Source organism: Cupriavidus sp. 01L46 (genome assembly GCF_056399905.1).
The window spans coordinates 41,978-51,295 of record NZ_JBFTSF010000025.1 but is presented as its reverse complement, the minus strand read 5'-3'; the positions used below and the strand labels follow the sequence as shown (position 1 = coordinate 51,295).

The 9,318-nt window shown below is 68.0% G+C and carries 8 protein-coding genes; all 8 read right to left on the bottom strand.

Translation table 11 applies throughout. The features are described 5' to 3' along the window. Positions 1-859: 859 nt before the first annotated feature. The 8 genes from AC1DS3_RS07110 to AC1DS3_RS07075 all read right to left on the bottom strand — a co-directional run bounded on the left by AC1DS3_RS07110 (position 860) and on the right by AC1DS3_RS07075 (position 9,071). Positions 860-1,489, bottom strand: a complete 630-nt coding sequence (locus AC1DS3_RS07110; RefSeq protein WP_477126904.1) for a nucleotidyltransferase family protein — start codon at positions 1,487-1,489, stop codon at positions 860-862. Then, positions 1,486-2,514 (bottom strand): XdhC family protein, encoded by a 1,029-nt coding sequence (locus AC1DS3_RS07105; protein ID WP_441640200.1) that lies wholly within the window; start codon positions 2,512-2,514, stop codon positions 1,486-1,488. The genes AC1DS3_RS07110 and AC1DS3_RS07105 overlap by 4 nt, the downstream gene beginning before the upstream one ends. Next, positions 2,487-3,068, bottom strand: coding sequence for an SRPBCC family protein (locus tag AC1DS3_RS07100; RefSeq protein WP_441640201.1), 582 nt, complete (start codon positions 3,066-3,068; stop codon positions 2,487-2,489). The genes AC1DS3_RS07105 and AC1DS3_RS07100 overlap by 28 nt, the downstream gene beginning before the upstream one ends. After that, on the bottom strand, positions 3,059-4,354 hold the full coding sequence (locus tag AC1DS3_RS07095; protein WP_477126903.1) for a vWA domain-containing protein: 1,296 nt from the start codon (positions 4,352-4,354) through the stop codon (positions 3,059-3,061). Before AC1DS3_RS07095 ends, AC1DS3_RS07100 begins: the two co-directional genes overlap by 10 nt. Positions 4,355-4,357: 3 nt before the next feature. Next, complete coding sequence (locus AC1DS3_RS07090; protein WP_477126902.1) at positions 4,358-5,254, bottom strand: AAA family ATPase; 897 nt, start codon at positions 5,252-5,254, stop codon at positions 4,358-4,360. Between the two features lie 126 nt (positions 5,255-5,380). After that, complete coding sequence (locus AC1DS3_RS07085) at positions 5,381-6,181, bottom strand: FAD binding domain-containing protein (RefSeq protein ID WP_441640203.1); 801 nt, start codon at positions 6,179-6,181, stop codon at positions 5,381-5,383. A 15-nt stretch (positions 6,182-6,196) separates the two neighbouring features. After that, a complete protein-coding gene (locus tag AC1DS3_RS07080; RefSeq protein WP_477126901.1) occupies positions 6,197-8,578 on the bottom strand; it encodes a xanthine dehydrogenase family protein molybdopterin-binding subunit in 2,382 nt (793 codons plus the stop codon). A gap of 10 nt (positions 8,579-8,588) precedes the next feature. Next, complete coding sequence (locus tag AC1DS3_RS07075) at positions 8,589-9,071, bottom strand: (2Fe-2S)-binding protein (protein WP_441640205.1); 483 nt, start codon at positions 9,069-9,071, stop codon at positions 8,589-8,591. Positions 9,072-9,318: the final 247 nt, after the last annotated feature.

Here is a 9,318-nt window from a genome sequence, read left to right as displayed (position 1 = left end):
ATCCTGTACGAGGAGCGCTTCACCCATCCGCATCGTTGAGATAATGCTGCACTCACCGCTCAAGTCGACGGTGAGTCTATACCTGCCCTGCACACAAAAAAACTGACAGGCCCCCAACCGGCCCAAAGGACATCGCAACTGCATGACCCATGGGTTACGTCGTGCGGCCCCTGACCTCGTGTGCGGTGACCATTCCCACATCTGCCGTTCGCGGCGCGAGGGGCTGCGCCGTTTCGGGTGTGGCTGGTTTCGTGGTTTTGTCTCGGAGGRCRAGCGCCGTGAGGTACGAGCACGGCCCCGCGAACCGGGCCACGGTGCCCACCACGAAACCAGAGGGGGGTGATAGCAAGGTGCCGCTCGCGCCGGTACGGCAGGGCATCAAATGGCCGGGCAGCCACCGCCAGAGACAAAACCACGAAACCACCAAGTCAGGCAGGATCGTGGCGCTCCGCACCGCGAACGGCAGATGCCCGAACACTCACCGAGCAAAGCGATGAGGGGCACCACCACGTGACCATTGGGTCATGATATAGCGATGCCCTTCGGGTCGGCAGGATACGCCAGCCAACACTCGGGGCCGTACGACGCAACCACTGCCCAACATAAGCCTGATTGCTCTGCTCCCGGCAGGGCGGCTTTCTTTTCGTTAGTTTTCTTTGCCGGTCAAAGAAAAGTGACCGGCAGCCCCCGCAGGGGGATGTCGTATGGCTCTTGGGTCCAAAAACCAACGCCGACGAAATAAACAGCGACCAACCCAGCAGAGCGATGTCGTATGGCACCTTGGGTGCAAAAACCAACACCGCCAGCAAACACCCCAATACCCCCCCTACACCCCCCTTCCCCCTACACCCCCTTCCCCCTACACCCCCCTCCCCCCTATATCCCCCTCAACATCCACATCCCGAAACGCCCCCTCATCCTCAGTAAGAATCCTCATCACCGGCTGCGTCTTCAACAACTCCCGCGCGCCTTCCTCCCCGTCAAGCTTCAGCAGGGCATCCCGCCACGCGGATCCGAATCCAACCGGATGCCCGCGCCGTCCGTCGCGCCACGGTGCGGCAATCGCGTCACGCGTCGTGATCGTCAACGCCACCGCGCGCACCAGCTCGGCCGGCAGCCACGGCATGTCGGCCAGCGCCACTACCCAGCCGCTGGCGCCGGGCGTGGCGGCCACCGCCGCGGCCAGCGCGGCGCCCATGCCGGCCTCGGCTGCTGCGGTCTCCAGTACCCGGCAGCCGGCAGCTTGCAATTCGGCGGCTAGCGCGGCATTGCCCGGGCGGATCACGGCTAGCGTGCCRGGCAGCACGGAGACCAGCGTGCGGGCGCTGTGGGCGGCTACGGTGTGGCCGTCGGGCAGCGTGGCCAGGAGCTTGTTGCGCTGGCCGGCGGGGTCGAAGCGGCGGCCGTAGCCGGCTGCCAGCAAGATGCCGGTGGGGGGCTCGGCGGTGTGGATGGCGCCGTTGATGGGGCCCGTCAGCGGGCTGGTCACGGGGCGGGGCTGCAGGTGCTGCCTTCGTTGGCGGCCAGTTCGCGCGCGGCCTTGGCGCCTTCTACCTGGAGGATGTCGGGCAGCGAGACGTGGTTCTTGGCGGCGACGACTTCGGCCAGGATCGAGATGGCGATCTCGGGCGGCGTGCGGCTGCCGATGTAGATGCCGACCGGGCCGTGCAGCCGCGCGAGCTGCAGGTCGTTGAGGTCGAACTCCTTGAGCCGCTCGCGGCGCGCCTGGTTGTTGCGGCGCGAGCCGAGGGCGCCGACATAGAAGGCGCGCGTGCGCAGGGCTTCCATCAGGGCCAGGTCGTCGAGCTTGGGGTCGTGCGTGACGGCGATCACCGCGCAGCGCTCGTCGAGCTTCATCTCGGTCACGGTGTCGTCCGGCATGGTGCGCACCATGGTGACGCCAGGGATGTCCCAGGTTTCGGTGTATTCCTCGCGCGGGTCGCACACGGTGACCTGGAAGCCCAGGCCAACCGCGATCTGGCTCAGGTACTTCGATAGCTGTCCCGCGCCAATCACCAGCATGCGGTAGCGCGGCCCGTGGATGGTGAGCAGCGTGGCGCCGTCGAAGGCAAGGCCGTCGGTGGCCTGGGCCGGGCCCAGGGTGGCGCGGCCGCTAGCCATGTCGAGCGTGCGGGCTACCAGCTTGCCGTTTTCCACGGCGGCCAGCAGTTCGTCCAGGTGGCTGTCGGCGCTGAGCGGCTCGGTCACCAGTTCGATGGTGCCGCCGCAGGGCAGGCCGAAGCGGTGCGCTTCCTCGGCGCTGATGCCGTACTTGACGGCCTCGGGGTGCGCGCCGGCAATGCCTTCGCGCCGTACCCGGTCGATGATGTCATCTTCGATGCAGCCGCCCGAGACCGAGCCGACCACCAGGCCGTCGTCGCGCACGGCCAGCATGGCGCCTTCCGGCCGGGGCGAGGAGCCCCAGGTTCTGACTACCGTCACCAATAGCGTGCGATGGCCTTCGGCCTGCCACTTCACACTGCTTTTCAGGACTTCGAGATCCACGCTGTCCATGATCGTTTCCGCTTCGTTTCACCGTTTTGTTCATCGGGCGCGCTGCCTTCGGCGGCCGCCGCTCCGTCCTTGGCGACATTGTCATCCGTGCCTGGCTCGTCACCCTGCGCGCCGGACCCGCTCACCGCCGCCGTGAAGCGGTCGAAGAAGGTATCGGCCATCTTGCGCGCGGCGGCGTCAACCAGGCGTGAGCCGATCTGCGCGATCTTGCCGCCAACCTGGGCGTTGACCGTGTAGGTCAGCACTGTCGCATCGCCTTCGGGGGCCAGCGTGACGGCTGCGGTGCCTTTGCCGAAACCGGCGACCCCGCCTTGTCCGTCGAACTGGATGGTGTAGCTGTCGGGCGCCTGGATGTCCTGCAGGGCCATGCGCCCCTTGAAGCGCGCCTTGACCGGGCCTACCGCGGCGGTCAGCGCCACCAGGTAGGCGTTGTCGCCGTCAGGCTCGATGCTCTCACATCCTGGGATGCATTGCTTGAGCAGCGCCGTGTCGTTCAGGGCTTCCCAGGCGGTTTGCTGCGCTACCGGCAGTTGCCGCGTCTGTGTCATTTCCATGGTTGGGGCGTCTCCTTGGTGTCCTTCATGTTTTTAATGTCTCCCGGCCTCGGCGCCGCAGGGAACACGGGCATGGCCAGCGTCTCGCGCGCGGTCAGCAGGGATTCGAGCGCGAACAGGCTGTCCAGGTTGTGCGCCGAGCGCAGGGCGTCCACATGCGGCAGGATGGCTTGCACGCCACGCGCCTGCGGCACGAAGCCGGCATAGCGCAGCAGCGGGTTGAGCCAGACGATGCGATGGGCGAAGCGGCGCAAGCGCGCCATTTCGGCGCCTAGCAGGTCGATGTCTTCATGGTCGAGCCCGTCGGTGACCAGCAGCACCGTGGCGCGTCCGGACAGCGTGCGGCGCGCCCACTGGCGGTTGAAGGTGGCCAKCGCGGCGCCAATGCGGGTGCCGCCGGCCCAGTCGCGCACCTGGCCCGTGATGGCGCCAACCGCCTCGTCCGGGTCGCGTTCGCGCAGCCAGCGGGTGATGTTGGTCAGCCGGGTGCCGAACAGGAACACAGAGAGCCGCTCGCGCGATTGCATCAGCGCATGGCAGAAGTACAGCACCGCGCGCGAGTACTGGCTCATCGAGCCGGAGATGTCGAGCAGCAGCACCAGCGGTGGGCGGCGCTCGGCGCGGCGGCGGTATTTCCAGCGCAGCCATTCGCCTTGCTGGCGCACTGCAAGCCGGGCGCTGGCGCGCAGGTCGGCGTGCGGTCCGCTGGCGGCGGCGCGCAGGCGGCGCGTGCGCTCTGTGGCCAGGCGCGCGTGGCGGGCGCGGATCATGTGCTGCAGCGCGCGCCATTCTTCCGCGCYGAGGGTTTCAAAGTCGCGTTGCGCCAGGCGCTCCTGCGCGGAGAAGGTGAGCGGCGCGGTGAAGCGCTCGACGTGGTCCTCGCCACGTCGGCCGGACTCGGGCGGGCGCTGGGCGGCGAGCGCGTCGGCCAGYCGGTTGTTGCGCGGCGGCGGCGGTGCGCCGGCATCCACGCGCGGCAGCAGCAGGGCGCGCAGCTTGCCCTCCCAGTCCGGGTCGCGCCAGAACAGGTCGAACGCGGCGTCGAACAACAGGCGCTGGTCGGGCCCGCTCACCATTAGGGCTGCCATGGCCGCGCGCACCTCGTCGCGCCTGCCGATGTCCACGTATTGCAGCGCCAGCAGCGTATCCACAGCCTGTGCGGGCGACAGCGCAAAGCCGGCATCGCGCAGCAGCCGCACGAAATGCGTGACGTTGCGCGCCAGCATGGGCAGCGTGCCAGCGGGTGGCGCGGCGGCCAGCGGAGCGTCCGGATGGAGCCGGGGCATGGCTCAGGCTCCCGGCGCCCGGCTGGCGAGCAGCTCGGCCACGGTGGGGCCATCGACCCGGGCCAGGTCGTCCTGGTACTTGAGCAGCACGCCCAGCGTGTCGCGCACCGATTGCGGATCGAGCTCGCAGACGCCCAGCGCGGCCAGCKCGCGGCACCAGTCGATGGCCTCGGCGATGCCGGGCGACTTGAACAGGTCGATGCCGCGCAGCCGGTGGATGAAGTCGATGGCCTGGTGCTGCAGCGCGGCGGCGGCCTCGGGAGCGCGCGCGGCCACGATCTGCAGTTCGCGCTCGCGCTGGGGATAGCCCATCCATTGGTACAGGCAGCGGCGCTTGAGCGCGTCATGCACCTCGCGGGTCCGGTTGGAGGTGACGATGATGAGCGGCGGCTGCTCGGCCCGGATCACGCCGATCTCGGGGATCGACACCTGGAACTCGGACAGCACCTCCAGCAGGAAGGCTTCGAAGGGTTCGTCGGCGCGGTCGATCTCGTCGATCAGCAGCACGCGCGGGATGCCGGGCGCGGCCGGGTCGGGCAGCAGGGATTCCAGCAAGGGGCGCTTGAGCAGGAAATCGTCGTGATACAGCGATTGCGTGTCGGGCCGCTCGCCGCGCGCTTCCGCCAGGCGCAGCGCCATGATCTGGCGCGGGTAGTCCCATTCGTACAGCGCGCTGGAGGCATCGAGCCCCTCGTAGCATTGCAGGCGCAGCAAGCGCGTGCCGAGCGCGTCGGCCATGGCCCGCGCCAGCGCGGTCTTGCCCACCCCGGGCTCGCCTTCGAGGAAGAGCGGGCGCTGCATGCGCAGCGCCAGGTACAGCACGGTGGCGGTTTCGCGATCGGCGAAGTACTGCTGTGCCTCCAGCAGGGCGGCGGTCTGGTCGATGGACTGGGGAAGCATGGGCGCTAGCCGGTTGGCTCCCCTCTCCCACGTGGTGCGAGAGGGGCTGTGGGAGAGGGCGGGCGTGAGCGCGAAGCGAACACGCCCGGCTTGGCGAGTGCGGGCGCTTCGCTCCGGCTTCCTCCCTTAGCTTTTCAGCGCCTGCTCCACCGCGCGCGCCGCCAGCACCGGGATCAGGTGCGCGCGGTACTCGGCGGAGGCATGCAGGTCGGTGTTCAGCTTGCTTGCATCCACCACCACCGCGCGCGCTGCCGCTGGCGTGAAGCTGGCTGCCAGCGCCTGCTCCAGCGGTGCGCTGCGGAACACGCTGTCGGCCGCGCCGGTGACCGCGACCCGCACCACCTTGCCGAACTGCGCCACCATCACGCCCACCAGCGCGAAGCGCGATGCCGGGTTGCGAAACTTGATGTAGGCAGCCTTGTCCGGCGTGGGAAAGCGCACGGCGGTGATCAGCTCATCGGGTTCCAGCGCGGTTTCGTAGAGGCTCTTGAAGAAGCTGTCGGCGGCGATATTGCGGCGGTCGGTGACCACCGTGGCGTTGAGCGCGAGCACGGCCGCTGGGTAGCAGGCGGCCGGATCGTCGTTGGCGAGCGAGCCGCCCAGCGTGCCCATCGCGCGCACCTGGCGGTCGCCGATGCCGTCGGCCAGCGCGGCCAGCGCGGGAATGCGCTGGCGCACGTCGGCGTTGGCCGCCACGTCGGCATGGCGTGCCGCCGCGCCGATCACCAGCTCATCGTTCTCGACACGGATATCCGCCATGCCGGGAATGCGGGCTACGTCGATCAGCGCGGATGGCGCGGCCAGGCGTAGCTTCATCGCGGCCAGCAGGCTCTGGCCGCCGCCGAGGTACTTGGCGTCGGGGTCCGCCTTGAGTTTGTCCACAGCCGCCTTGGTATCGGCGGCGCGTTCGAAATTGAATGCGTACATGGTGTGCCTCCGATCTCAGTTAGGGGCCTGCGCGTGGCGGATGGCCTGCCACACGCGGTGCGGCGTGGCGGGCATCTGGATGTCGCGCACGCCAAGCGGCGAGAGCGCATCCACCAGCGCGTTGATGAAGGCCGGCGGTGAGCCGATCGCGCCGGCCTCGCCGCAGCCTTTCACGCCCAGCGGGTTATGCGTGCAGGGCGTGCCCTTGGCGGTTTCCACCGTGAAATCCGGCAGGTCGCCGGCGCGCGGCATGGCGTAGTCCATGTAGGAGCCGGTCAGCAACTGGCCGCTGTCGTCGTCGTACACGCACTGTTCCAGCATGGCCTGGCCGAGGCCCTGGCCGATGCCGCCGTGCACCTGGCCTTCGACGATCATCGGGTTGATGATGTTGCCGAAATCGTCCACCGCGGTGAACTTGATCACCTTGCTCTCGCCGGTGTCCGGATCGACTTCCACCTCGCAGATGTAGGCGCCCGATGGATAGGTGAAGTTGGTCGGGTCGTAGAAGGCGTTTTCGTTCAGGCCCGGCTCCAGCTTGTCGAGCGGGTAGTTGTGCGGCACGTAGGCGGTGAGCGCAACCTCGCCGAAGGTCTTGCTGCGGTCGGTGCCGGCCACGCTGAACGTGCCGTTCTTGAACTCGATGTCGGCGTCCGAGGCCTCCAGCAAGTGGGCCGCGATCTTCTTGGCCTTGGCTTCGATCTTGTCGAGCGCCTTCATGATGGCCGAGCCGCCTACCGACAGCGAGCGCGAGCCATAGGTGCCCATGCCGAACGGCACGCGGCCGGTGTCGCCGTGCACCACTTCCACGGCATCCAGCGCAATGCCGAGCCGGTCCGCCACGATCTGCGCGAAGGTGGTTTCATGCCCCTGGCCGTGGCTGTGCGAGCCGGTGAAGACGGTCACGGTGCCGGTCGGGTGGACACGGATCTCGCCCACCTCGAACAGTCCCGCGCGCGCGCCCAGCGCGCCGGCGATATTCGACGGCGCCAGCCCGCATGCCTCGATGTAGCAGGAGTAGCCCAGGCCGAGCAGCTTGCCGCGCTGCTTCGCTTCTTCGCGACGCGCGGGAAAGCCTTTGACGTCGGCGAGTTCCTGCGCGCGTGCCAGGCACGGCTCGTAGTCGCCGGTGTCGTAGGTCAGGCCGACCGGGGTGGCGTAGGGGAAGTCGTGGATGAAGTTCTTGCGGCGGATTTCCGCCGGGTCCATCTTCAKTTCGCGCGCKGCGGCTTCCACCAGCCGCTCCACCACATAGGTGGCTTCCGGGCGGCCCGCGCCGCGGTAAGCGTCTACCGGCGCGGTGTTGGTGAACACGGCGCGCACTTCGGCATAGATCGCCGGCGTGGTGTACTGCCCGGCCAGCAGCGTGGCGTACAGGATGGTCGGCACGCTCGACGCGAAGGTCGACAGGTAGGCGCCCATATTGGCAGTGGTGTGCACCCGCATGGCCAGGAACTTGCCGTCGGCGTCCATCGCCAGCTCGGCCTTGGTGACGTGGTCGCGGCCGTGCGCATCGGTCAGGAAGGACTCCGAGCGTTCGGCGGTCCACTTGATCGGGCGCTTGATCTTCTTCGAGGCCCAGGTCAGCGCCACGTCTTCCGCGTACAGGAAGATCTTGGAGCCGAAGCCGCCGCCCACATCCGGCGCGATGATGCGCAGGCGCGACTCCGGCAGGCCGAGCACGAAGGCGCCCATCAGCAGGCGCTCCACGTGGGGGTTCTGGTTCGATACGTAGACCGTGTAGCTGTCGTCCTGCCGGGTGTAGCTGGCATTGACGGCGCGCGGCTCGATGGCGTTGGGGATCAGCCGGTTGTTGATGATCTCCAGCGTGGTCACGTGGGCGGCCTTGGCAAAGGCGGCGTCGGTGGCGGCGCGGTCGCCATGGCCCCAGATGTAGCTGGTGTTCTCGGGCACGTCGTCATGTACCAGCGAGGTGGCCGAGGCAGCGTGGGCGGTGTTCACCACGGCGGGCAGTTCGTCGTATTGCACGTCGATCTTCTCGGCGGCGTCCTTGGCTTGCTGCAGCGTTTCGGCGATCACCAGCGCGACCTGGTCGCCCACGTGGCGGGCCTTGCCCTGCGCCAGCACGGGGTGCGGCGGCTCCTTCATCGGGCTGCCGTCGATGCTGTGGATCAGCCAGCCGCAGGGCAGGCCGCCGACCTTGTCGGCCGCCACGTCGTCGCCGGTGAAGATGGCGACCACGCCGGGCGAGGCGAGTGCCTCGGTCTTGTCGATGGAGACGATGCGGGCGTGCGCGTGCGGCGAGCGCAGGAAGTAGCCGTAGCTTTGCTGCGGCAGCACAATGTCGTCGGTGTACTGGCCGTTGCCGGTGAGAAAGCGGTAGTCTTCCTTGCGCTTGACCGAGGCGCCGATCAGGTGCTGGTTGTCAGGTGCGTTCATGGCGGTCCCCTTATTCAGCGCTGACGCCATGCATCGCGGACTGGCCTTCCTGCACCGCGCGCACGATGTTGTGGTAGCCGGTACAGCGGCACAGGTTGCCTTCGAGCTGCTCGCGGATGGCGGCGGCGTCGGCATTGGGCTGCTGCCTGACCAGCGCGATGGCGCTCATCACCATGCCGGGCGTGCAGAAGCCGCACTGCAAGCCGTGGCAGTTGCGGAAGGCTTCCTGCATGGGGTGGAGCTGGCCCTCCGGGGCGAGTCCTTCGATGGTGGTGATGCTGGCGCCATCCGCCTGCAGCGCCAGCATGTTGCACGACTTGACCGCGCGGCCATCCATGTGCACGGTGCAGGCGCCGCATTGGGCGGTGTCGCAGCCGACATGGGTGCCGGTCAGGCGGAGTTGTTCGCGCAGGAACTGGACGAGAAGGGTGTGGGGTTCTACCTGCGCGTCGACGGCGCGGCCGTTGACGGTCAGGCGGATAGGAATCGCCATGCTTGTCTCCATGTGGGTGGACACGTGCACGACCAATCCCTGAATCCCGAAAAAACTGCGCGGGACTGGCCACGACGCGTTGCTGCCGTTTTGTTGGGTACGGCTATTTCGTGATGTTGGTACTGCGGTACTGCGGTGCTGCCGGGTAATGTCTGACAATGGCCTAGCAATGCCGCGCCGCGAACGTTTGGCTGCGGCATGCTCTAACAGTTAATCACAAATCTCAGGCGCATGCCATGCGGGTTGC

Bases quoted from the DNA above. Each gene is read 5' to 3' on its own strand.
- AC1DS3_RS07085 (WP_441640203.1), bottom strand. From the start codon at position 6,181: ATGTACGCATTCAATTTCGAACGCGCCGCCGATACCAAGGCGGCTGTG.
- AC1DS3_RS07105 (WP_441640200.1), bottom strand. From the start codon at position 2,514: ATGGACAGCGTGGATCTCGAAGTCCTGAAAAGCAGTGTGAAGTGGCAG.
- AC1DS3_RS07100 (WP_441640201.1), bottom strand. From the start codon at position 3,068: ATGGAAATGACACAGACGCGGCAACTGCCGGTAGCGCAGCAAACCGCC.
- AC1DS3_RS07075 (WP_441640205.1), bottom strand. From the start codon at position 9,071: ATGGCGATTCCTATCCGCCTGACCGTCAACGGCCGCGCCGTCGACGCG.